This is a genomic window from Chryseobacterium sp. MEBOG07, assembly GCF_021869745.1.
GTDB classification, from domain to species: Bacteria; Bacteroidota; Bacteroidia; order Flavobacteriales; family Weeksellaceae; genus Chryseobacterium; species Chryseobacterium viscerum.
This window is the reverse complement of sequence record NZ_CP084579.1, coordinates 42,703-66,450: the sequence shown is the minus strand read 5'-3', so window position 1 is coordinate 66,450 and position 23,748 is coordinate 42,703. Positions and strand designations below refer to the sequence as shown.

20 protein-coding genes are annotated in these 23,748 nt (G+C 36.4%); 9 read left to right on the top strand and 11 right to left on the bottom strand.

The features are described from left to right. Positions 1–12: 12 nt before the first annotated feature. From LF886_RS00285 to LF886_RS00265, 5 genes are all read right to left on the bottom strand, one after another. Positions 13–3,282 carry an efflux RND transporter permease subunit gene (locus tag LF886_RS00285; protein ID WP_236852143.1) on the bottom strand — a complete coding sequence of 1,090 codons (3,270 nt, stop codon included), beginning with the start codon at positions 3,280–3,282 and terminating at the stop codon, positions 13–15. A 32-nt stretch (positions 3,283–3,314) separates the two neighbouring features. Further along, positions 3,315–4,706, bottom strand: coding sequence for a TolC family protein (locus LF886_RS00280; RefSeq protein WP_236852142.1), 1,392 nt, complete (start codon positions 4,704–4,706; stop codon positions 3,315–3,317). An 80-nt stretch (positions 4,707–4,786) separates the two neighbouring features. Continuing rightward, on the bottom strand, positions 4,787–6,139 hold the full coding sequence (locus LF886_RS00275) for a sensor histidine kinase (protein WP_236852141.1): 1,353 nt from the start codon (positions 6,137–6,139) through the stop codon (positions 4,787–4,789). Continuing rightward, positions 6,136–6,828, bottom strand: coding sequence for a response regulator transcription factor (locus tag LF886_RS00270; RefSeq protein WP_103231756.1), 693 nt, complete (start codon positions 6,826–6,828; stop codon positions 6,136–6,138). The genes LF886_RS00275 and LF886_RS00270 overlap by 4 nt, the downstream gene beginning before the upstream one ends. A gap of 135 nt (positions 6,829–6,963) precedes the next feature. Further along, the gene (locus LF886_RS00265) at positions 6,964–9,159 is read right to left on the bottom strand and encodes a glutamine synthetase III (protein ID WP_236852140.1); all 2,196 of its coding nucleotides are present in this window, start codon (positions 9,157–9,159) and stop codon (positions 6,964–6,966) included. A 434-nt stretch (positions 9,160–9,593) separates the two neighbouring features. On the opposite strand from LF886_RS00265, the gene LF886_RS00260 reads away from it, so the two are divergent. Further along, complete coding sequence (locus LF886_RS00260; RefSeq protein WP_236852139.1) at positions 9,594–11,285, top strand: DUF6909 family protein; 1,692 nt, start codon at positions 9,594–9,596, stop codon at positions 11,283–11,285. An 86-nt stretch (positions 11,286–11,371) separates the two neighbouring features. Here the strand turns inward: LF886_RS00260 and LF886_RS00255 are convergent, their stop codons facing one another. Next, positions 11,372–12,277, bottom strand: a complete 906-nt coding sequence (locus LF886_RS00255; protein ID WP_236852138.1) for a tyrosine-type recombinase/integrase — start codon at positions 12,275–12,277, stop codon at positions 11,372–11,374. A gap of 607 nt (positions 12,278–12,884) precedes the next feature. On the opposite strand from LF886_RS00255, the gene LF886_RS00250 reads away from it, so the two are divergent. The 8 genes from LF886_RS00250 (at position 12,885) to LF886_RS00215 (ending at position 20,434) form a co-directional block, all read left to right on the top strand. Beyond that, on the top strand, positions 12,885–13,553 hold the full coding sequence (locus LF886_RS00250; RefSeq protein WP_236852137.1) for a hypothetical protein: 669 nt from the start codon (positions 12,885–12,887) through the stop codon (positions 13,551–13,553). A 108-nt stretch (positions 13,554–13,661) separates the two neighbouring features. Then, the gene (locus LF886_RS00245) at positions 13,662–14,939 is read left to right on the top strand and encodes a hypothetical protein (protein ID WP_236852136.1); all 1,278 of its coding nucleotides are present in this window, start codon (positions 13,662–13,664) and stop codon (positions 14,937–14,939) included. Positions 14,940–15,145: 206 nt separating this feature from the next. After that, a complete protein-coding gene (locus LF886_RS00240; RefSeq protein WP_236852135.1) occupies positions 15,146–15,583 on the top strand; it encodes a transposase in 438 nt (145 codons plus the stop codon). Between the two features lie 64 nt (positions 15,584–15,647). Continuing rightward, entirely contained in the window at positions 15,648–15,944 is a 297-nt protein-coding gene (locus LF886_RS00235; protein ID WP_236852134.1) for a helix-turn-helix domain-containing protein, read from the top strand. Between the two features lie 133 nt (positions 15,945–16,077). Then, positions 16,078–16,548 (top strand): DUF1572 domain-containing protein, encoded by a 471-nt coding sequence (locus tag LF886_RS00230; RefSeq protein WP_236852133.1) that lies wholly within the window; start codon positions 16,078–16,080, stop codon positions 16,546–16,548. A 160-nt stretch (positions 16,549–16,708) separates the two neighbouring features. After that, entirely contained in the window at positions 16,709–18,547 is a 1,839-nt protein-coding gene (locus tag LF886_RS00225) for a M1 family metallopeptidase (RefSeq protein ID WP_236852132.1), read from the top strand. Between the two features lie 543 nt (positions 18,548–19,090). Then, positions 19,091–19,849 (top strand): type III pantothenate kinase, encoded by a 759-nt coding sequence (locus LF886_RS00220; protein ID WP_236852131.1) that lies wholly within the window; start codon positions 19,091–19,093, stop codon positions 19,847–19,849. Positions 19,850–19,906: 57 nt separating this feature from the next. Next, a complete protein-coding gene (locus tag LF886_RS00215; protein ID WP_236852130.1) occupies positions 19,907–20,434 on the top strand; it encodes a GNAT family N-acetyltransferase in 528 nt (175 codons plus the stop codon). Positions 20,435–20,530: 96 nt separating this feature from the next. Here LF886_RS00215 and LF886_RS00210 read toward each other — a convergent pair whose 3' ends face one another. From LF886_RS00210 to LF886_RS00190, 5 genes are all read right to left on the bottom strand, one after another. Further along, positions 20,531–20,962 carry a nucleoside deaminase gene (locus tag LF886_RS00210; RefSeq protein WP_124532587.1) on the bottom strand — a complete coding sequence of 144 codons (432 nt, stop codon included), beginning with the start codon at positions 20,960–20,962 and terminating at the stop codon, positions 20,531–20,533. 5 nt (positions 20,963–20,967) lie between these two features. Next, positions 20,968–21,231 (bottom strand): energy transducer TonB, encoded by a 264-nt coding sequence (locus LF886_RS00205; protein ID WP_236852129.1) that lies wholly within the window; start codon positions 21,229–21,231, stop codon positions 20,968–20,970. Positions 21,232–21,562: 331 nt separating this feature from the next. Continuing rightward, a complete protein-coding gene (locus LF886_RS00200; protein ID WP_236852128.1) occupies positions 21,563–22,180 on the bottom strand; it encodes a hypothetical protein in 618 nt (205 codons plus the stop codon). A 53-nt stretch (positions 22,181–22,233) separates the two neighbouring features. Then, a complete protein-coding gene (locus LF886_RS00195) occupies positions 22,234–23,154 on the bottom strand; it encodes a helix-turn-helix transcriptional regulator (protein WP_236852127.1) in 921 nt (306 codons plus the stop codon). Positions 23,155–23,257: 103 nt separating this feature from the next. Next, positions 23,258–23,746, bottom strand: a complete 489-nt coding sequence (locus tag LF886_RS00190; RefSeq protein WP_236852126.1) for a hypothetical protein — start codon at positions 23,744–23,746, stop codon at positions 23,258–23,260. Positions 23,747–23,748: the final 2 nt, after the last annotated feature.

The window sequence follows — 23,748 nt, the reverse complement described above, 5'->3', positions numbered from 1 at the left end:
TTTAAAAGCTTATTATTTTACAATTTCGGGCATGAAGTGAATGCTTTCTTCGTCTTCAGGATCAAGGGAAACACTTTGAGTGGTTGCTTTTCCTTGTCCCCATGCAAAGGCTAGCGGAAGAATGAAAAGGGCTGCAAAAGTAGATGCGACCAAACCTCCGATCACGGCTCTTCCAAGTGGCGAAACCTGATCTCCGGCTTCTCCCAATCCCAAAGCCATAGGAATCATTCCTACAACCATCGCTAAAGCAGTCATTACGATAGGTCTTAACCTCAACGCTGCGGCTTCTCTGGCAGAAAGTAAAGCATTTCCATTATGTTTTCTTAATTGCTCTGCATTGGTGATTAATAAGACCGCATTGGAGATTGAAACCCCAACCGACATGATAATTCCCATGTAGGATTGAAGATTAAGCGTTGATCCGCTGATGATTAATAAAGCCAATGATCCCACTAAAACTGCCGGAGCTGTTGTTAATACAACCGCTGAAACTTTGAAAGACTGGAAGTTGGCAGCCAGCATTAAGAAAATCACGACGATCGCAATGATCAGGCTACTTTGTAAACTGCTTAAGGTTTCATGTAAAGTCTGGCTCAAACCAATCATTTGGATATTAAGCCCTCTCGGAAGCTCTCCGATATTATCAATGACTTTTTGTACATCTTTTGAAGCTGTTCCCAAATCGGTATGATTAAGGTTTGCAGTAACCGTTAATGTAGGCATTGCTCCCAGGTTGTCGGTTTCACCGTAAGTAAAGCTGTTTTTAATGGTTGCTACATCTCCCAAATTCGGTCTGTTGGTGTTTTTTAGCAACGGAATTCCTGCAATTTCTTCTTTACTGTTCATTTTATTTTCAGGGATCTGAACCTGTACATTGTAGCTGTAGCCTGCTTTTTCATCCGTCCAGATATTTTTTTCTGTAAACCTTGAAGATGATGTAGAAGCCACCAGCGAACGTGAAACATCAGACATGTCAATACCCAATTGAGCCGCACGAACACGATCAACACTGATGTCTAGTGCTGGATATTTTATAGATTGCCCTATCTGAACATCTCTTAAATACGGAATCTTTTTAAGCTCTGTCTCTATTTTTTTAGCATACGCTTCATTCATGCTTTTATCCCTTCCCGACAATCGTACTTCAATAGGTGTTGGAGAACCTTGGCTAAGGATTTTTTCTGTTAATTCTATCGGTTCGAAAGATAATTTCATATCAGGATTAATGCTTTTCGCTTTCTCTCTGATTTTGTCTTTCAAATCATCCATGTTGGTGTGATAATCCTCATGTAAGCCAACCTGTAATACTGTTTCATGGGAACCCGCCATCCAAAGGTAAATCGGACTTACCGAGAAAAGAGTAGGGTGTGTTCCTACATACGCAGAGGTGATCGAAACATTGTCTTTTCCTACAATTTCTTTAATTCCATCCAATAGTTTTAAAGTTTGAAGTTCGTTTTTTTCAATCCTTGTTCCGTCAGGAATACGCGTTCTTACCTGAAATTGATTTCCATTTACCTGCGGTAAAACATCTCGTCCGATACTGTTCAGGAATAAGGCAACCATTGCCATCATCAGTATAATATAAGCTGAAACCAATATCTTTCTGTAGGGCATGATCCGGTCTAAAAATTTAAGGTAACGGAAACGTATTTTCTCAAACAAGCTTACTTTGCCATCACGGTTGCTGTCTTCATTTTGGAGCAGAATTTCTTTCTGGCTCCATGTATCACTTTCATCACTTAAGCCTGCTGCCTGTAATTCCTCGGAATCTGTCAGAATATGTCCGTCTTTTGCTTTGTGATGCTTCACTTTCATGATCCAGTTGGCCATGATGGGAACGAAGGTCTGCGCAAGAAAATAAGAAACAATCATACTGAAACCGATCGCCAGCGCAAGAGGTAAGAACAGCGATCCTGGAATTCCTCCCATCGTAAATGCAGGCGCAAAAACCGCCAAAATACAGAATAAGATTAGCAATTTCGGGAAGGCAATTTCCTTACAGGCATCCCAGACCGCGAGAGATTTTGGTTTGCCCATATCCAGATGTTGGTGAATATTTTCTATGGTAACGGTACTTTCGTCCACGAGAATTCCGATGGCGAGGGCAAGTCCGCTTAAGGTCATGATATTAATGGTCTGACCGAAAAGATTTAAAAATAAAACTGCCGAAATAATGGAGGTCGGAATGGTGAGGATCACAATCAATGCACCTCTGATATCCCCGAGGAATAAAATAACCATCAATCCGGTGAGTATGGCGCCAATGGTTCCTTCACTCAATAAACTTTTAACAGAATTGATTACATACGTAGACTGGTCAAATTCAAAACTGACTTTCACATCATCCGGAAGATTGGATTGAATCTGTGGCAATTGTTTTTTCAAATTCTGAACCACATCCCAGGTAGAAGCATCGGCACTTTTAGCAATACTCAGATAAACGGAACGCCGGCCATTGACTAAAGCATAGCCGGAAGTCATATCTGCTCCATCGGTAACTGTGGCAACATCTCTTAAATAAAGATTCTGAACACTGCCCTTATACAAAGGAATATTTTCAAAATCCTTTACATTTTTAATCATCGTATTAGTCGGAGTAATATAATATTTATCTCCTATTCTTACGTTTCCTGAAGGCGCTGTCTGGTTGTTCAGACGTAAGGCTTCCACAAGCTGATCGGGGGTCATATTATGCTGACGGAGCAAATCCGGGTTGGCATTGATGACCACCGTACGGATATTTCCCCCAAAGGGAGGAGATGAAACAATCCCCGGAATGGAGGTGAAAGTGGATCGGACGTATACATTCGCGAGATCAAGCAATTCATTGTTTGATCTTTTGTCACTACTCAAAACAAGCTGTCCCACCGGAAGAGTAGAAGCATCAAAACGGATGATAAAAGGAGGATTGGAGCCTGGCGGAAAGGCGGCCTGAATTCTGGTGGAAAAAGAGTTTAGCTCTGCTGCAGCCTGTGCCATATCGGTTCCGGGATAGAAATTAATTTTCATTAAAGTCAGTCCCTGAATATTTTTGGTTTCAATACTTTTAATCCCGTTTACGAAGAGGAAAATATTGATGTATTGTTTGGCAAAAAATGCTTCCATCTGTTGCGGGGTATATCCGCTGAAAGGGTGGGAAACATAGATTACAGGTAAATCCAATTTTGGAAAAATGTCGACTTTAATAGAGCTTACCGACCGTAATCCGAAGAAAAACAGCCCGGCAACAATCACTAAAATCGTAATGGGTTTTCTTAATGCAAATCTTATTAAGTTCATTGAAATACTATTGATTATAATTGATATTAATCTTACAGTTCGTTTTCGAAAACAGAGAAGTCCCCCATGGCGGCAGCTTTTAACAATAAAGCATTCCACACATTGGTAATCGCGATATCTCTGTCTGTTTCGGCTCTTACCAGTGCATAAATGGACTGAGACAAATCAACGAGATCTGTTAAACCATTTTTGTAGAGAACAGACCTCTGAATATAAGCGTCTCCGGCAGATTTAAGCTGAACCGGAACCTGATCATAAATCAGGATGGCGTTTTTCCATTTATTATCAGATAGATCCAGCTGGGCTTTCAATTGTTGCTCTGCAAGATCATATTCATGTTGTAAACCCTGGCTTACATACTCCTGAGCGCTTATTTCCTTTGATAGCCTAAAGGTTTGTGTGAAGTTCCATGAAACACCGATCCCAAGAAGGTAGTTGCTTCTTGTAGGGTGAATGCCGTCCCAGTAAGAGGTGGAATAGTCATTTTGATTTTGTGCATACCCGTTTCCAAATCCAGAACCTCTTGTCTGGAAAATACCAACCATTGAAAATGACGGATAATATTGTGTTTTCAGGAATTGTTTTTCCTGTTCACTTACATTGATTCTGCTTTTATATAATGCCAATAGAGGATGGCTTTCCAAAGAAGAACTCTTTTCTGTAGGGAACTCTTCAGGAATTCTTTTTAATAAAGTGCTGTCGAGCACAAACTCCTGAGCCGGAATTCCCAGCAATTGGGCGAGCTTGTTTTCCTGCTCCTGCTCGTTGTCTTTTGCTTTGGTGTAGGTGATCATTGCATTGGCGTAATCTGCTTTTGCAAGGGATAAATCAACTCCCGGAACAATGCCGTTTTTTTCTTTTACCTCAACGATTCTTCTGATCGTATCGGTTCTTCCGAGATTTCGGGCATAGGAAAGTTTTAATTTTTGAGCGGCTAAAACATTCAGATAAGCGGCTGTGACTTTTACTTTGTGCTGGAAAATTTCATCAGATACATCTTTAGTGTCTCTCTGATTTTTAGATTCTGCAACTTTCACTCTTTGTTTGGCTTTTCCAAAAGAGAAAAACTCCCAGTTGACATTGGCTAAATATAAGGCTCCGAAAGAAGCATTCCAGTTTTGATCGGGGAGCGGAAGTCCGGATGAAGCTACTCCATATCCTCCGAAACCATACAGAGGACCGTTTTGTCCGTTGACTGTTCCGTAATCCTGTTGAATACTGATGTTAAGATTAGGCAGGTATTGCCGTTTTGCCAGCTCTATCGACTCCTTTGATGATTGCCGATAAGATTCCTTGGCTTTGATAGATCCGTAATTTTGAACGGCCGTTTCCAGCGCAGACTGAAGTGTGAGAACTTCCTGTGCTTGTACGTTGTTGACAAAAAAGACGGATAATAATGCGAGAATAAAAACTCTTGAAAGCATTTAACGTATTTTTCTTTTTTCAAAGTAAAAAATACATTTTGAAGCAAATTTGAAGTTAGAAAAAATAATGAAAGCGGCAGTTATTTAGCAAAATTTACTATCTGTTCTACGCTTTCAAAAGCCATTGTATTTTCAGTTAATATCCTTTTAGAAATTGATGATTTGTGTACTTTGGTATTGTCGAAATATACGGTGATACTGTGCCATCCGTCTGCAAAATCATAATGAACAGAAAAGTCATTTACCTCACAGATTTGTTTCACAATAGAAAGTCCGAGTCCTATACTTTCTTGGGACTGATTGCTTTTTTTGAATCTTTTAAACAGTTCCTGTGTGGGAACATGGGGTGGCAGTCCGGTGTTGCTGATCTGAAAGTAATTATGCGTTAAATTGATTTCAATTTTCCCTCCTTCAAGATTATGACGGATTGCATTTGAAAGGAGATTACTCAATAGAATTTCTGCTAATGCCGGATGAATTTTGACAAAAACACTCTTTTCACAATTTCTGTTTAAGGTAATATTCTTCAGGGCGAGATGATCGGCATACATGCATAATGCTTCTCTTTCCACACGGCAGAATTTCAACTCATCATCGGTCAGGAATTCATTGTTGTTAAGCTTGGTCAGAAGAATTAATGAACGGTTTATTCTGCTCAGTTTATCAATGGAGTTTTGAATGTCGGTTAATAAAATAGCTTGATTTTCATTAATCTCTGTTTGTGAAAGCAGTTCAATTTTGTTCTGGATAATGGCTAGAGGTGTCTGAACTTCATGCGAAGCGTTTTCTGAAAACTCTTTCATTGAAGCATAATCTTCCAGCGCCTTGTCTGTCATTGTTTTCAGAAATTCATTTAATTTTTTAAACTCTTTTGTGCTTGTGGGTAAAAGCTGCAGGCGTTCTTTTTTCTGAATACTGAATTGCTGCAATCCATTGATGGCATGGTGAAAAGGTTTTAAAATAAATCGAGATAGAATTCTTGCGGTAATGAAAACGATGACTGTGATTAATAGTACTTTCCAAAAAAATGCAACCAGCATTCCGTCCATGATCTGCTGGGTGGCGGTAATATAACCGTATGAAGATATCCTGTAAGTTGTGTTGTCAACTTTTGCGTAGGAATTGATCAGAATTTTACATTCATTCTTTGAAACGCCTTTGTTTTCCAGACAGGTGTGAATAACCTGAGGTTCTGCGGGAATATTTTTTCCTTTAAATAAGCTTACAGAAATTGGAAGTCCCTGGGAAGTTTTTGCGGGAGCTTCACCTTTTTTTATCTGGTTGATGACGTAGTTATTGACGTTTTTAAGTCTTTCGATTTCAACACTGTCAAGGCGCTTTTTTATACTGGTGTACGAAATATACATGCTTACAGGGGTGACAAGCAATACAATGGCAATAAACCAGACCGATATTTTATTCAATAAATTCATGAACCATTATATTTTAAAGCATTAAACTTGTAGCCCAAACCGTAGATGGTTTCGATATAGTCATTTCCCTGGGCAGCCCCTATTTTTTTTCTCAGATTTTTGACGTGCTGATACACAAAGTCAAAATTAGCCAAATTATCTGTATAGTCGCCCCAAAGATGATTGGCGATGGATTGCTTTGATAATACGCGGTTTTTATTGACGAGAAAATAGAGCAATAATTCAAACTCTTTTTGAGTAACTTCCAGTCTTGCTTTATGAATGGCAACCTCGAATGTATCTGTATTTAATAGTATTTCATTGAATTTGACTTCACTGTAGCCATCCATTTTTTTCCTGCGGTAAACAGCTCTTAATCTGGCATGCAGTTCTGGGAGATGGAAAGGTTTTGTAATATAATCGTCGGCTCCTTTTTCCAGTCCGTTTATTTTGTCGTCTAATGCATTTTTAGCAGAAATAATGAGAATTCCGCTGTTGATTTTTTCGGTTTTAATGTAATTTAAAATGTTCAATCCGTTTCCGTCGGGCAGCATAATATCCAGTAAAATGCAGTCATATGAATTGAAGCTCAGACGTTCCAGGGCTTCACTGTAATGGTAAGCACATTCACAGATATAGTTCTCGCCTTCAAGATAATATTCCATGCTTTGGGCGAGCTCTTTGTTGTCTTCTACGATGAGGATTTTCATAATGAAAACAAAGGTAAAATTAAATTCTGTACCAATTTTGAAGTTGTGGAAGTCTTTGTCTATTAGTGTTTTAAATAAAATAAAAAATTCCCCGGAAAACCGGGGAATTTGAACTAATATGGAACTTTACAGAGGTTATTTTGTAAATAACATTTCTCTGTATTTTGTCATTGGCCAAAGCTCATCATCTACCATCATTTCCAAAGCATCTGAAGCTTCTCTGATAGGATCGAATAATGGTTTTACTTTGTTGCAGTATTGTTCTGCCTGTTTTTGGCTGTCTGATATATTTTTTGCCGTTTCTCTGGCTTTAAGAAGATCTTCAACACCAAGCTTGATTTTAGAAACATTTTCAGAAATGCTTGTAATTAAGCTCATCTGTTCTTTCGCCAATGGCTTGAAATCTTTATCTCCGAAGATCTCTTTAAGACCTTTTACGTTTTCAATCAATCTGTTCTGATAGTTTAAAGCAGAAGGAATGATGTGGTTTCTTGCGATATCACCTAAAACTCTTGCTTCAATATCGATAACGGTAGAATATTTTTCTAATTTGATTTCGTTTCTCGCTTCAACTTCTCTGTGGTTGAAAATTCCCATTTCCTCATAAAGGTCTAAGAATTTTTTGTCCATTTCCTGTTTAAGAGCTTCCGGAGTAGTTTTCAGGTTGTTCAATCCTCTTTTCTTAGCTTCTTTTGCCCAGTCATCAGAATATCCATCACCTTCAAACATGATGTTCTTAGATTGCTTGATGTACTCTCTTAATATATTGAATATCGCTTCATCTTTCTTTAATCCACCTTCGATAAGTTTATCTACTTCTTTTTTGAAGTCATTCAGCTGCTTCGCTGCAATAGTGTTCATTACAGTCATAGATTCTGCACAGTTAGCAGAAGAACCTACAGCTCTGATTTCAAATTTATTTCCTGTAAATGCAAATGGAGAAGTTCTGTTTCTATCAGTATTGTCTAATAAGATTTCAGGAATCTTTCCAACTACGTTTAATTTTAATTCTGTTTTCTCTTCCGGAGATAATTTTCCGTTGGTTACTTTTTCAAGTTCTTCCAACACACTGAACAACTGACTTCCGATAAATACGGAAATAATTGCTGGTGGAGCTTCGTTGGCACCAAGTCTGTGATCATTGCTTGCAGAAGCAATACTTGCTCTTAAAAGATCTGCATATTCATGTACAGCTTTAATTGTGTTAACAAAGAATGTTAAGAACTGTAAGTTTTTCTTTGGATTTTTTCCCGGGCTTAATAGGTTTTCACCTGTATCTGTTGCCAAAGACCAGTTGTTGTGCTTTCCGCTTCCGTTTACTCCTGCGAAAGGTTTTTCGTGGAAAAGAATATGGAAATGGTGTTTGTGAGCTACTCTTGCCATGATGTCCATCAACAAAGAGTTGTGGTCTACAGCAACGTTCACTTCTTCAAACATTGGAGCAAGCTCGAATTGGTTTGGAGCAACCTCGTTATGTCTTGTTGTTGCAGGAATTCCCAATTTCATACATTCGATTTCCAATTCTTTCATGAAGTTCATTACTCTTGTAGGAATAGAACCGAAATAATGGTCATCCAGCTGCTGTCCTTTTGCAGGAGAATGTCCTAATAATGTCTTACCTGTTAATACAAGGTCCGGACGTGACTGGTATAATGCTGAATCAACAAGGAAATATTCCTGCTCCCAACCTAAAGTAGGAGTTACCTTGGTAACGTTTTTGTCAAAATACTGCATTACATTCGTAGCAGCATCATCCACAGCACTTAGAGATCTTAAAAGTGGTGTTTTGTAATCTAATGTTTCTCCGGTATAAGAGATAAAGATTGAAGGAATACACAATGTAGTTCCCATGATGAATGCCGGAGATGTAGGATCCCAAGCTGTATAACCTCTTGCTTCAAAAGTATTTCTGATACCTCCGTTAGGAAAAGATGATGCATCAGGTTCCTGCTGGATTAGCATGCTTCCGCTGAATCTTTCAATCGCTCTTCCTCCTTCAATTGGGGTAAAGAAAGAATCGTGCTTTTCCGCAGTAGTCCCTGTTAAAGGCTGAAACCAGTGCGTGTAGTGAGTTGCACCTTTGCTCATTGCCCAGTCTTTCATCGCTACCGCTACCTGATCTGCGATATGTCTCTGGATCTTAGTTCCTTTTTTAATAGCATCCATAATAGAATTGAATGCTTCTTTTGTTAAATATTCTCTCATTGTTTCTTCTGAGAAAACATTTTTACAGAAAAGTTCAGATAATTTTGCAGGGATTTCGACAGCGTTGTCTTTTCTGAAATCCTTAAATGGTAGGGTTTCTAATGCTTTGAATCTTAAGGTTGACATATTTGGGTGATTTTTTACAGGGCAAATTTACAAAAAAAATGAATTGAAAACATTTTAACCCTAAAAATTTTAGGGGTGTTTTGAAAATTTATATAATTTAAACACTTGTTTGGCGTTTTTGAAGAGGGGTAATTTGTATTTAAGTTTAAAAATGGATGGCTTTAAATCCGAAAATAGGAGCTTTTACTGTAATGTGCTTTTAAAATAGATCTCTTAAGAGGAATCATATTAATAACAACTTTCATGACCACTTATGCCTATATAAATATAAGAATAAAACATGGATATTCAATTTTACATTAAATAATTAAACAAAAAGGAGTGAAGATAGATCTTAAAATACATCTTCTTATCAGTAGGTTTTAAACAACTTATTAAAAGACAGTTAAAATAAGATGGGCAAAGATTTTGTATATTTGTGTGAAATTTATTTTATGACAAATTCTAGAGCAAGAGAGACAACAGAAGCTATTGAAAGATTATACATCTCTATGAGACATTTATTTTATAGAGGATTTTTCAAGCCGGGAGGTGTTTCAGGAGAAAGTATCAGAAGTTTGTTGAAGACGATCAATCCGGAGATTTATGGAACCATGAATATTCCAAGCAAATTGGAACTTGACGGTTTGATGTATGTATTAGACAGACTTCCGGAAGGGATTGAAGAATGTGCTTTTATTCATCTTACATCTGATGAAGGTTTTGATAAAGGAAGTTTCGAACCAATTGTTCCAAAGAAAAGAAGAAGAAACTGTTATAGAATAGACGAACACCAGATGAATATTGAGGTTCTTTTGGGGCGTTCCGAAATTTATGACATTCTTACCCACCTTACCTTTTTATTTATAGAAGCGGATAAAATCCGTAATCTGGCTTTCATTCAGAATGAAAACTGGAAACCCACACGTGCTTTCAAAATTATTGAAGAAGTCGTGAAAGGGGAAAAGAAATTCAGCAGAAAAGAAAAAGAAGTAGCACTTATTCATCTTTCTTCTTTAATAGGAAGATCTTTTGATGAAACGTTAAGAGCTTATAATACTTTTGGTGATGATCATAATCCTGATCGTTTATTCAAAATCATCTACAACTTAGGAAAAGTAAGTCTTGAGGATGCGAAAGGTAGCAGAGAAAGAGAAGTTTATTTCAGCGCTATATTAAAGGAAAGAGTAGGACACCATTATTTTGGTGAGAAATGGGCCAATAAAGTGAAAGAGGTTTTATTTGATAACAACCTTCACATGCGCCCGCTTCATATTATTTCTGCCAACATGCACTCTGTGAAAAATATGCTGTATGCCAACAATGCAGTTAAAAAGAAACAGCATCATGAAATTGACTATAAACTGTACGAAGAGATTTCAAATAAAAAAGAACTTCGTGATAAAGTTTTAAAATATGCGCTGGATGAAGGAATGATTCATATTGCTGACAAGAGTGGAAGTAATATCGATGTTCAGATCATTGACCTCAGCAAAACAGACTTAAAGAATACACCGTTTGCAGACTGCAAGTTTTCAGGTGATGATGTGGTAATGGTATTCGATTATGCTTTTGGTGAGCAGGCTTTCGAAGTGATGGATGAGCTGTTGAGACCTTTTGAGCACAAAGGGGAAATATATATGATGAAGGTGAAATCTGTATCTATCATGGGGAAAGCGGGAATTCTTACAGGAGCAAAAGGAGATATTATGATTCCTACTTCTCATATTTTTGAAGGAACAGCAGATAACTATCCATTTGAAAATGCATTAAAACTTGATGATTTCAATGATGAAGAGCTGAAAGCTTTTGAAGGACCAATGATTACAGTATTGGGAACGTCACTGCAAAACAGAGATATTTTATCATACTTTATGAATACTTCATGGAAGGCAATCGGTCTTGAAATGGAAGGGGCACATTATCAGAAAGCTATTCAGGTAGCTTCTAAAATCAGACACCACATTTCGCCGGACCTGTTTGTGATGTATGCGTATTACGCTTCTGATAATCCGTTGGAAACAGGAAGTACATTATCTTCAGGAGGTCTTGGCCTTACAGGAGTAAAACCAACTTATCTGATCACTTTAAGAATTCTTGAAAAAATTCTAAGAAGTGGAAAGAAAGAAGCTTCTGCTAAAAAATAATAATAATTCAATATTATAATATCAACCTCAGATGTATTTTGCATTTGAGGTTTTTTTAAATATAAATGAAACAATAATGTCCATTTTTAGAATTGATACGCCATTCTTCCTTCATCAATTCTATCAAAATAATTGCCTAGAGAGAGGATGCGGTCTTTATTCACGGGATTAATATATCGCAGAAACATTTGTTCGGTGCTGTGCCCTGTAGCCTCCATCAACAGTGGTGTGGGAATTTTTCCATAGAAGTTGGTCGCAAAACTCCTTCGCCCTATGTGGCTGGACAGCGTTTCCCATTTTTCCGATTGTACTTCCTTACTTCTGTAACCAATTCTTTTCCTGGATTTTAAAGACTCATTCAGGTGGGCGAGTTTTGCGATTTCTTTAATGTATTTGTTGTAATGCTGGATGTCCATTATTTTTGGAAAGCGATTCTTATTCTGTTTAATGATGTGCAGTACTTTAGGATGTAAGGGCAGGAAAATTTCTTTTTTTGTTTTCTGCTGTTCAAACGAAAGACAGGTTTTCCCTTCTATACTATGTAACTGTTGAGTATTAAAACGTATAAAATCTGAAAATCGCTGACCGGTATAACAACTGATGAGCAACCAATCTTTTGCGGCTTGCAATTCTTCCGGAACAACTGTTTTTTGTATTGTGATGATTTCCTTTTCTGTAAGTGTTACCACATCTTTCTTTTGTTTCTCCCTGCGCAGCTCCAGTTCTCTTACGCAAGTTCTGATGCCTTTTCTTTCTACAAAATTCAAAATGGTTTTGATAAAATGAATGGTGCGGTAGATTGTATTTTCGCTGTATTCTTCTTTTTTTCCAAAAATCATAAAATCCCTTATGAAATCAGAATTGACATTCTCAATATAAACGGATTTGCATAAAAACCCTTCAAAACGTTCCATAAGGCGGAAGAAAACTTTGTATCTTTTATAAGTGGAATGGCATATTAAGTCCTTTTTGCTGTCAATGTACCATTGCATATAATATAGGAGGGTGTTTTCCTGTGGTGGATCCTGCACTCCGTTACCTATGTTTTTTATTTTGCATGATATCTCGCGGCGAAGAAATTTTTTATTATTAATATGTCCTGTTATTTTCTTTTTATACAATCCAATTTTGCATTGAGTATTTTATACTTTTTTATATAAATATTGCAGGGACGCTGCTTCTCTTTGTCCCAGTTTTCTTCAGAAATACTAAGATTTGTGCGAAAATTGTATTTTTTATTTTGTTGATTGTCAGTAATTACCAGGTGGATATTTTTCTGTATGCCACAATTTTCAGATAGAAAAAATTGAAGTGTCATTCTGTCGGGTTTAGCGATTATTATCAGCTAAATTAACATAAAAAAAGTAGTCCTCTTTAGACTACTTTTTCAGTGCAAATATAAACTTTTTTTGAGAAACAGAATAATTTAAAATTCTGTTTTCTAGTTCATTGTGTATACTTTTTTTCATTGATTTAATATTTATAGATAAAAAAAATAGAAAGATAAATTTTTATTGATGCCAATTCTTTATTCTAAAAATATTGATTTGTAAATCAATGGGTTAAATAATAGTCTAAAGAGGACTATTGTTTAATAATATGATGAAAAACATTCTGATGAAAGAAAGTTTGTTTCCAATAGCATACCGTAAGTGCGGTATGTCTATTGGCTTTTTTCTGCATTTCATCTCCGTGTTTTTATTTTCCCAAACTTTTAATAAAAATAATCCGGCGGTTACTGTCAAAGAAAATGTTACTCTTTATGTAGCAGATGATTTTAACAGCGAAGCAAAGGATTCTGATAACTCAAAAACGAAAATCAGTACAGGGACAGGAAAACCCGAAATTTATATTGCAAAAGGCGTTCATATATATGGTGCGGAACATTTCGGAAATTCAAAATTGAATGAAGAAAAAACAATTGCCCGCAAATCGGTAAAGAAAAAATGGACTGTACGTCCAAAACTTCAAAAAGCAAAACTTTACAAGCCAGAAGAAAAACCTCAAAGCCTTTCTTATGTTAAACCTTCAGGAAATAAAGATACATTCTTTGCGATGTCGGGTAGTTATTTGGGGTTTGCGATACTGAATAATAATCCCATTATCCAGAAATTTCAGATTGTATACGAAGATTTATATATATCCATACACTCTTTTGCCTGGGAAGACACTATTATATTTTCATTTTGTGACTCTTCTCTTGTAAAAGAAAAAGTGCTGGCTCATTATTCCCGACCGCCGCCTTTTATGATAGACTTTACTGCTTAAGCCTTTACAATTAGCCTTATCAAAGTTCAAAACCATGAAAAGGATGTGAAGCATTTTTAACTTAACAATATTCAAGTTTACAAATTATCATCGTAAAAAATACATAGTATGAAAAACAAGTATTTATTAATTATATTAATAGTGCTATTTCAAATAGCAAACGGACAGGTTGGAATCGGAACGACGGCACCCAGAGGTGCATTAGATATTAATAAGCCTACCACCTATAATATGGGTTTGGTATTGCCTACGAATGCTTCCACCGGAAACATTATAAACCCTCAGGGAGGAAATGTTGCAGAAGGAACTATCATTTATGACAGCAGCCTGAAATGCGTAAAAGTATTTAACGGGACAGCATGGTCAAACTGTTTATGTGATGCTTGTTCCACAACACCTACTATAGCAGCGGACTGTACCCAAAGCGGATTTCAGGGTACATATACCGGAGGTGTAGCATTATCCGGAGCAACATTTTCCGTGACTTTAACGAATAATTCCTTCTCCACGGCTACAATAGGTTTTCAGGCAAGCGACCTTACTTTGAGCGGTGTAAGTGGAGTTACCGTTGCTTCTGTAACACCTGCATCGGCTACTCTTAATGCAGGACAATCTCAAATAATCACATATACTCTAAGTGGAACACCTGCTGCATCAGGAACTTTAACTGGAGCATGGAGTAAACTGAACTTAAGCTGTTCAAATTCTGTAGCTGTTCGAAAAACAGTTCGTTTTGCATATTGGTCAACGTATTCAATAGGAAGTACCGAACAAGCGGCGTACAATTCGCAGCTCAGCAATGCTGCTAATTATGGAGCTTCCGGAACATATACAGGCAATTTCAATGGGTTTACTTTTACAAATATCACATCCACTTTATCTGGGCTTACTGTGGCAAACTTATTAAGTAACTATGATGTTATAAGTACAGGATTTGCCAATATGACAGCTGCAGATGCTGCCAAAATTAAAGGGTTTGTAGATGGTGGAGGAGTTGCAATCATCCTTTTTGATTCTGGTACTGGAACCAGTCTGTTTAATGCGTTCGGAGGTACAGGTGCTGTAGGTTCTGGTGTAGCAACTGCAACAACCAATACAAATGCGATCAACAATGGAATATTTGGGAATACAACAAACACTCTGATAACCGGTCAGGGATCATTTGGTGCTGTTACGACTTCTCAATTGCCTGCAGGATATACGCTTTTGGCAGCTAATGGAGCTGCTCCTCAGATATTTGTTACCGGAAACCAGAATAAAGCCATTTTCTTCTGGGATGAAGGTGTTTTCAGAGATACTTCAGTTGCAGGTACTGTAATTGATACTCCACAAGAGCGATTTTTACATAATATAATGGCTTATGCTCTAGGTAAGGCAGGATTTTAATGTATAAAATCTGATCTAAAATAATGATGCAGTACTTCTTTCTTTTAATATGGTTATAAAAGTATAGAAGGCTGCATCTTTTAAATTATTTAAAAAAGAGAAAGCCCAGAGAAAGGCTAACTCTCATTAAAGTCTCTGTATAGAATTTAAAAGAACTTAAAAGCATTTCCAATTTTGGGTTACAGAAGGTAATAAAAAGTAAAACAATGGTTAATTTTAAAGAAATACATATAGGAAAGATGATTGAAAAAAGAGTTACAGAATGTAGGATAGAAATATTCCGGATCTGCAACTTTATGAAATGTTCACAGGAGGAAGTAAGCAAAATGTATGAAGCCCAAAGCTTAGATAGCGAGGTTCTACTCCGCTGGAGCAAGCTTTTGGAATATGATTTTTTTAGGATTTATACACAACATTTGATATTGTATGCCCCGGCTAATTCTGAAAGAGGAATTGATAAAAAGACAAAGACGGCTCTTCCACAATTTAGGAAAAATATTTATACCAGAGAGATCATAGATTTTGTACTGGAACTTATTGAAAGTGGAGAAAAAACAAGGTTTCAGGTATTAGAAGATTACAGAATACCTAAAACAACCCTTTATAAATGGATTGGAAAATACAGAAAATCAAAAAATATGTAGACTAATATCTATTAAACCTCAAAAAGCCATGCAAAAATCTAACATTAATTATCGACAAATTTTCATGGATATTCTCGACGCTAAATATCCTGAAAAAAAAGCGGAATGTCTTTCTTTATTGAAAAATGAAAACCTTTCAGCAATAGATATTATAAAGCTGAACCATAAAATATTCGGGAAAGCAGATAGAGAAACAGAAGTTTTTAATCAGAAACACCGTTCTTACAGTAAATCTGCTATTCTTAAAATATTAGATTATCAGAAAAAGAATAATCTGAATAATCTTCAATTGGCGAATCATTATAAACTGAGCAGAAATACAATAACAAAATGGAAGAAACTTTTCTATGAAGCGGATTAATCAATACTCAGCCTTATAATTATTGCTTTTGTGATGCAGGTTATCACAATTATTTTCCAAAAGAATGTCAGTTTTCTAAAAAACTGACATTCTTTTTTTATTATTTATCTTTAGAAAACATAATATAGTACCCATGAGTTCAGCATCAGAATTATCAAAAAGATTTAGGGAAGTATTGTTAGATGGTCTCTGGATTGCCAATACCAATTTTAAAGATCAGCTTTCGGATGTTAGCTGGGAACAGGCAGTGACGAAGATAGATTCTTTGAATACCATTGCGATGCTCACTTTTCATATCGATTATTATATTGCAGGAATGGTGAATGTTTTTGAAGGCGGTAATCTCGAGATCAAAGATAAATTTAGTTTTGATCTTCCTCCCATCGAATCTCAGGAACAGTGGGAAAATTTATTACATACATTATGGAACGATTCTGAGAAGTTTGCTGTACTATTGGAGCAGATGCAGGATTCTAAACTTGATGAGGTATTTGTGGATGAGAAGTACGGAACCTACAGAAGAAATATAGACGGAATGATCGAACACTGTTATTATCATCTGGGACAGATCACTTTAATCAAAAAACTATTAAAAAACAGATAAAAAGATATACAGAATCATTGTAAATAAAGCTCAAAAAAAGAATTTAACAATTTTAATTAAAATCTATCTAAAACCATATCAAACAGAATAAAATCTCAGAATAACTCCTATTTGAGGTTCTTATTTAAATTACCTAACTTTAGAAAAAATAAAATTTTAAATGAGAAAATCGGCTGCAATCATTTTTGCGTTTATCATTTCACAATTTCAGGCTCAGCAAGGAGCTTATTATCAGCAGGCTGCGAAGTACAAGATGGATATTGATGTTAATGCTGAAAAATTTACCTACCAGGGAAAACAAACTTTAGAATATACCAATAACTCACCCGATGAGTTGAAGGTGGTGTATTTTCATTTATACTGGAATGCTTTCAAGCCAAATTCTATGATGGACCAAAGAGTGGCTTCCCAAGGAAAAAATGGTGACGGAAGGCTGCAGAAAGACGGAGTCTCAAGATTGGCTTCTATTCCAAAAGATCAGGAAGGTGTTCAGAATATCCACTGGATTAAACAGAATGGAAAAGACCTGAAGTTTGAAGTTCAGGAAACCATTATGAAAGTATATCTGGCAGAACCCATCAAGCCCAATTCTACCACTACCTTTACGATGGACTGGGATTCTGTGATTCCTCAGCAGATCAGAAGAAGCGGAAGAAACAACAGAGAAGGAGTAGACATGACGATGACACAATGGTACCCAAAAATTGCAGAGTACGATTATGACGGCTGGGCAACTTTTGACTATTTGGGAAGAGAATTTCATGCGCCGTTCTCTGATTTTGATGTTACCATTAAAATCAATAAAGATTATGTTGTAGGAGCAGGAGGAATCCTCGAAAACCCAACAGAAGTAAAAGGCTATGATGCCAATGCTAAAATAAAAGCAGAAAAAGATAAGAAAGTAACCTGGAAATGGACAGCAAAAAATATTCTTGATTTTGCATGGAGCGCAGACAGAGATTATTCTGTAGAAAACTTCAATGTTCCGGAAGGACCAAAAGTATATTTGGTGTATCAGAAAAACGATAAAACAAAAGCATGGGGAGAAGCACAGCCTTATATCACCAAATATTTCCAGATCATGAATTCTCACTTTGGAAAATATGTATATCCTACCTACGCATTTATCCAGGGAGGAGATGGCGGAATGGAATACGGGATGTGTACCATGATTTTAGGTGAAGCTAAAAATGTTAAAGATCTATTGGGATTAATGGCCCACGAAGGATCTCACTCCTGGTATCAGCAGATGCTTGCCACTAATGAATCTGTTCGTCCATGGATGGATGAAGGCTTTACAAGCTATGCAGAAGGATATACGATGTATCAGCTATTCCCGGAAGATCTTCCGAATCCTTTTATGGAAAGATTGGATGCTTACAGAAAGTTTATTAAAAAAGGAATTGAAGAACCTGCGGTTTGGCTGGGGGATCACCATGATAACGGGAATGCTTATACGTATGCATCTTATGTAAAAGGAGAATTATATCTGGTACAGCTTGGCTATATTATGGGAGAGCAGAATCTTGCAGAAACCTTAAAGCAGTATTATGATCAGTGGAGTATGAAACATCCTTCAGACAGAGATTTCCTTCATATTGCTCAACAAGTTTCCGGAATGGATCTGAAATGGTTTCATAACTATTGGATCAATACTACAAAGACGATCGATTATGGAATTAAGGATGTAAAATACGATGCAAAATCTACAACCATTACCTTAGTCAATAATGGTCAGGTTCCTATGCCGATCGATTTTGGGGTAATGACCACTGATAAGAAAATAGTGACTTACCAGATTCCATTGAATATGACTCATACATGGAAAGAAAAAGATGTCTATGGTGATTTTAAAACAATGCCTTACTGGCCTTGGACTCAAAAAGAATATACATTGACGATTCCTTATACAAAATCTCAGCTGTCTGTTCTGGGAATTGATTTCAGTCAGAGAATTGCTGATGTGAATATGGAGAACAATTTTGTTGAAGTGAAATAATTAACACGAAATAAAAAAGAACGGCGCGGAAATAAAATTTCCGCGCCGTTTAATTTAAAGATGAAGCAATATTCTGGTCTTCCAATTTTTACTAATTTCCACAGATGCGGAAGGTTTTAAACAACTTATCTTGCTCAATTGGGAAAATCTACGGGAATTAAAAAGTATGAAATCTCTTATCACCTCTAAAATATCATTTTGTTACAAACACCCTTGTTTCAGAGTTCCTGAGGACTCGGGAGCTTTCCCGCAACTTGCAGGAGACTTCCTGAGGACTCGGGAAGTCATACGCAGGCCTGTTTGTAATCTCCTGAGTCCTCAGGAAGGGTAAAACACTATTGTTTGTAATCTCCCGAGGAGTTGTGCAGGTTCCAAACAGGTTTGTTTTGATTAAATAAGTTTTTTAGGAAGGATATTTTTAAGATAGAAGTAATTTATGAGAGATCAGGGGATAGTTTTTATAAAAATCATTAAATTTATTCCCTCAAAATTAAGTAGGAATCTCAGTTATAGATTATGAGGTTTCTTCTGAAAAATATGTCAATGAATTCAATCGTAATCAACGTAGGGAACAGCAATATCCGATTTGGGCTTTTCAATGGTGATAACTGTGATATTTCGTGGGTCATCAATACAAAACCCTATAGAACGGCAGATGAACTGTATGCACAAATCCTGATGCTTTACCAGACCTATAAAATTGATCCAAAAGATATTGATAAGGTCATTATCGGATCGGTGGTACCCCAGCTTACCAAAGTAATGAGCTCAGGAATCAAAAAAATTCATGGAAAGACTCCTGTGATTGTTGACAGAGGAACACCTTCGGGAGTTCAGGCAAAATCAAAGCAGATGGGGACGGATATCTATGCGAATCTTGTGGCAGCACACAATTTGTACCCAGGCAGGAAAAAGATTGTCATTGATTTTGGAACAGCCCTTACAGCAAGTTGCGTGACAGAAACAGGCGAAACTTTAGGAGTGATTATTGCTCCGGGAATTGTGACCTCACTCAATTCACTGATCAATCAGACTGCACAGCTTCCGGATATTGAACTTAAAAAGCCAAAAACTGTTTTAGGATTGGATACGGTAACCTGCATGCAAAGCGGTATGGTATATGGTTTCCTGGGTATGGTAGAAGGTTTTATCACCCGTATCAATGAAGAAGTGAATGATGACTGTTTTGTAGTTGCCACTGGAGGGGTTTCCCATGTCTATAAACCTTTGACAGATAAAATTCATGTGATGGATAGGCTTCATACTCTAAAAGGGCTTTATTTCCTTGGAAAAGACCTGTAAACCTAGAGAATTAAGAACAGATACTTAGCTCGAACCTCAGCTTTACTATTTAATATAATGAAAAAGTTTCCCGTACTAGAAACCGAAAGATTGATTCTCTCCCAATTGGAAGAGAAGGATATTCCTTTCATCGTTGAATATCTTCAGCATAGAATTTTTTCTGATCTTACCTCCAATATTCCTTATCCGTATATGGAAAGTGATGCCATATCCTGGGTGAAAATGTCAAAAGAAGTTTTTGATGAGAATACCGGTTATACGTTTGCTATCCGTAATAAAGAAGGTCAAATTATAGGAGCTATCGGGCTTCATGACAGGGATGATGATAAAGCAGAGCTGGGCTATTGGATCGGAATTCCTTACTGGAATAAAGGATATGTGACTGAAGCGGCAAAGGCGATAGTGGATTTTGGTTTTAAGGATCTGGAGTTCAATAAAATTTTCGCCACTCATTTTCTTCATAACCCTGCTTCCGGAAGAATTATGGAAAAAATAGGAATGGAACAGGAAGCTATTTTAAAACAGGAAATGAAAAAAAATGGTGAATATTTTGATATTGTAAGGTATTCTATTTTCAAAGACTGACTCCGGAAAAGTATTTTTACCATTCCGGACATTATAAAAACAAAAGCAGAGAATATTGAAAAATATTCTCTGCTTTTTTATGCTATGATTAAAAGTCTATCTTTTGCTTTTAAAAAAATCTTTCACGATAGAAGAGCACTCAGCTTCCATAATACCAGTAATAATCTCTGTTTTCGGATGTAGGGAAAGATGTTTATTAATAAATCCTCTTTGTTCATCCCTTGCTCCAATCACTACTTTTGAGATCTGAGACCAGGAAAGGGCTCCTGAGCACATGACACAAGGTTCCATCGTCACATAAAGCGTACAATCCTTTAAATACTTTCCTCCAAGGAAGTTAGCTGCTGAGGTGATGGCCTGCATCTCTGCATGGGCTGTAACATCATTCAATGTTTCCGTAAGGTTGTGAGCTCTTGCAATAATGCGGTTATTAGAAACCACTATACATCCAATAGGGACCTCATCTTTTTCTAAAGCGGCTTCTGCTTCCTGCAGCGCCATTTTCATGTAATATTCGTCAGTAAACATTTAATTTAATCAAAGTTTAATGTTAAAGGAACGCTCATATAAGCCCGCTCTGGTTGTCCATTTCTTATCGCGGGTTCCCATTTCTTTTGAATGAGTAGAACTGCAAGCTCAGCTTGTTTGTTGAAATTTTGATTTTCGCCAAAGCCTTTTGCTGTAATAATGCTTCCATCTTTTTCTATAATGAATATTACAATACTTTGGAGTTTCCCTTTCCCATTAATAGCATTAATATTGAAATGATCAATAATCTCTTTTTTAAAGGCCTCCATTCCTCCAGGGTAATTAGGTTGATAAGTAACCTTACTATCTTTTAAAGATGTTATATTCGTATCAGAGATTGGATAAACAGATTGTATCTTTTTTATCTCTTCTTGATATTCTTGCTCTCTTTTAAGTTCTAGAGAGCTTATGTCACTCTCTTTTTTATAGTTATTTTAGCGCGTTTTCTTAAAGGAACTTTTAAAACTTCATCTAGGTAAATGTTTTTTACTTTCTGAATTTCGAGATCATATTTTTCTTTAATGAGCCTAAGACCTTCTGTCTGCTGTGAAAAATAAAAATTAAGGGTAAAGAGCAGAAATAAACTGCAGTATTTCTTCATTAGTCTGTCATGGTTAAAGTTAAAGGAAGAGTAAAACGATAGATCGCCGGATCTCCTTTTATCATGGCGGGAGAAAACTTTTCTGCCAGAGAATATAATGCAATTTCAGCCTGTCTGTTGAAGGTGAAATTATCTCCCTGAGCATGAACATTGCTAATGGTTCCATCTTTTTCTACAATAAAAGCAACATCAGTTTTTACCATTTTTTCTTCAGAATATACCCCGTCAATGTACAGCAGATTGGCGACTTCCTGTCTCAAAGAATTGAGTCCGCCGGGATAATCGGCAACCTTTTCTGCATCCAAAAATTTGTCAGATGACATGAGTTTGGGGCTCTTGATAGTATTAAGGTCTTCCAGGTTTCTAACCCTTAACAAAGCTCCAATCAGCGCATTGTTTTCAATGCTGTCCATTTTTTTCATGAAATAGAGAAAGTCTCCCTTTATTTCAATTTTTTTTACGGTATTGGATTCTGCATCAAATTTTTTCTTGAATTCTTTATTCAGCATATTTCTGTGCTGGTTGTAATAATTTTTTACAAGCTTAAATTCTTCTTTCTGCTGTGACAGTAAAAAAGAAGAAATAAAACAGCTGATGCCAATAAATAAAGTTTTCAATAAGGGTATATTTATGTAAATATAACAAAAAATATGAGATGTGTTTCTTATTCTCAGCTTTCAAGATAACGGTTTAAAGATTCCTGCAGATGATTGCGGATATCATCAACTAAAGCTTTAGGTTCCAGAACTGTTACTTCTTTTCCAAAAGAAAGAATTTCCTGCATAAAGTCGTAGGTGGGGTGAAGAAAGAACTCAAAATAGATCTCTTCCGGAGTTTCTTTGGTTTCCTTCTGTGACTGATGAAGAGGAAAGCTTCTGATATATTCTCCCTGATGGCGGCTGCATTTCAATACAATATTTTGTGGTTTCTGTTCTGCCAGATTCATCACTCCAAAAGCGTTTTTGAAATGCTCTCTGAAGTTATATTTATACTTCTCTCTGAACTGATTTTTAGCCACATCCAAGTAATTAATTCTATCAAGACCGAATGATTTTAAAATCTTATCTTTTGTATCAATAGCGATGAGGTACCATCTGTCTTTGGATTCTTTTAATGCCAAAGGATGAACCTTTCTGGATGTCATTAGTTTGTTTTTGTAATTGTAGTGCTCAAAAGTCACAACCCTTTTATTTCGGATGGCAAAGAACAGGTCATAAAAATTTTCCACACCAGTAGGTTTCCGGCTTTCGAAAAAGATAAAATCTGAAAAATTGGGATGGGTATTCATGGCGTTGCTCACCTGAAAAGATTCCAATAGTTTTTGGTTGTATTCATCCACTTCCATGATCGGGCGGCTCTCAATATAATATCGATTATCCCCCTTTTTTTTGTTGTGAATAGAAAGATTGAAAAGGTCAGAAATCTCACGGATATCCCTCTGCAAGGTACGGATAGAGTAGCTCTTGATTTCTGCATCCTGAAATTCAAAAGAGTTTAAAAGATAGTCCTCCAGCTGAGAATAGGTAGCCGGAGAACTTTCTAATCTTTTAATTATTAAGGCATATCTTGTCAGATAAAAGTCTTTCTTCATAGTAAAGTTTTGTAAGACAAATATATGTGCTTAATGCGACAAAAGGTGTCGTGTTTTATTTTTTTGATGAATTTTTCTATAGCAAAAATAATCGTGAGCTTGATTAAATAGCAAGATTTCTTTCAGAGATATCAACTAATTCATCAATCATATCTTTCAAAGTTTTAAAAGGAGATTTCCATATTACTTCACCATTATCACTGTCATAATCTTCATTGATGGAAAAAAGCCAGGGTTGTGGATTGTCTCCGCTGTCAAGATAAATAAATGTACCGCATTGACCCTCTAATGTATTAAGTATAGCAATCGGTCGAGCAATACCGGATTTTCTTTTTTGCAGAGCCTGTTTGTATTTTATAACCAGTTTTCCTGCATTTTTTCCCACATGATTTAATGAGATACAGCTGAATTCACCACCAATAAAAAGAAATTCTTTATAAACTTTAGGAAAAGGAGAACCTCCATTCATTTCAAGTTCTAGCTGTGTGATATCTGTTTCGTTTAGCCCTACAGGAGGCCCGAATGCAGAAATTCTTTTACTCGTTCCACTTTGTTTGTAACGCTCATAATTTTTTAAATACACTATTTCCATAT

What these genes read in the sequence shown, in the direction of transcription:
- LF886_RS00210 (WP_124532587.1), bottom strand. Translation starts at nt 20,962, where the DNA reads ATGTTTACTGACGAATATTACATGAAAATGGCGCTGCAGGAAGCAGAA.
- LF886_RS00275 (WP_236852141.1), bottom strand. Translation starts at nt 6,139, where the DNA reads ATGAATTTATTGAATAAAATATCGGTCTGGTTTATTGCCATTGTATTG.
- LF886_RS00205 (WP_236852129.1), bottom strand. Translation starts at nt 21,231, where the DNA reads ATGGAGGCCTTTAAAAAAGAGATTATTGATCATTTCAATATTAATGCT.
- LF886_RS00285 (WP_236852143.1), bottom strand. Translation starts at nt 3,282, where the DNA reads ATGAACTTAATAAGATTTGCATTAAGAAAACCCATTACGATTTTAGTG.
- LF886_RS00270 (WP_103231756.1), bottom strand. Translation starts at nt 6,828, where the DNA reads ATGAAAATCCTCATCGTAGAAGACAACAAAGAGCTCGCCCAAAGCATG.
- LF886_RS00215 (WP_236852130.1), top strand. Translation starts at nt 19,907, where the DNA reads ATGAAAAAGTTTCCCGTACTAGAAACCGAAAGATTGATTCTCTCCCAA.
- LF886_RS00235 (WP_236852134.1), top strand. Translation starts at nt 15,648, where the DNA reads ATGGATATTCTCGACGCTAAATATCCTGAAAAAAAAGCGGAATGTCTT.
- LF886_RS00245 (WP_236852136.1), top strand. Translation starts at nt 13,662, where the DNA reads ATGAAAAACAAGTATTTATTAATTATATTAATAGTGCTATTTCAAATA.
- LF886_RS00225 (WP_236852132.1), top strand. Translation starts at nt 16,709, where the DNA reads ATGAGAAAATCGGCTGCAATCATTTTTGCGTTTATCATTTCACAATTT.
- LF886_RS00220 (WP_236852131.1), top strand. Translation starts at nt 19,091, where the DNA reads ATGAATTCAATCGTAATCAACGTAGGGAACAGCAATATCCGATTTGGG.
- LF886_RS00250 (WP_236852137.1), top strand. Translation starts at nt 12,885, where the DNA reads ATGATGAAAAACATTCTGATGAAAGAAAGTTTGTTTCCAATAGCATAC.
- LF886_RS00240 (WP_236852135.1), top strand. Translation starts at nt 15,146, where the DNA reads ATGGTTAATTTTAAAGAAATACATATAGGAAAGATGATTGAAAAAAGA.
- LF886_RS00280 (WP_236852142.1), bottom strand. Translation starts at nt 4,706, where the DNA reads ATGCTTTCAAGAGTTTTTATTCTCGCATTATTATCCGTCTTTTTTGTC.
- LF886_RS00230 (WP_236852133.1), top strand. Translation starts at nt 16,078, where the DNA reads ATGAGTTCAGCATCAGAATTATCAAAAAGATTTAGGGAAGTATTGTTA.
- LF886_RS00195 (WP_236852127.1), bottom strand. Translation starts at nt 23,154, where the DNA reads ATGAAGAAAGACTTTTATCTGACAAGATATGCCTTAATAATTAAAAGA.
- LF886_RS00265 (WP_236852140.1), bottom strand. Translation starts at nt 9,159, where the DNA reads ATGTCAACCTTAAGATTCAAAGCATTAGAAACCCTACCATTTAAGGAT.
- LF886_RS00260 (WP_236852139.1), top strand. Translation starts at nt 9,594, where the DNA reads ATGACAAATTCTAGAGCAAGAGAGACAACAGAAGCTATTGAAAGATTA.
- LF886_RS00190 (WP_236852126.1), bottom strand. Translation starts at nt 23,746, where the DNA reads ATGGAAATAGTGTATTTAAAAAATTATGAGCGTTACAAACAAAGTGGA.
- LF886_RS00255 (WP_236852138.1), bottom strand. Translation starts at nt 12,277, where the DNA reads ATGCAATGGTACATTGACAGCAAAAAGGACTTAATATGCCATTCCACT.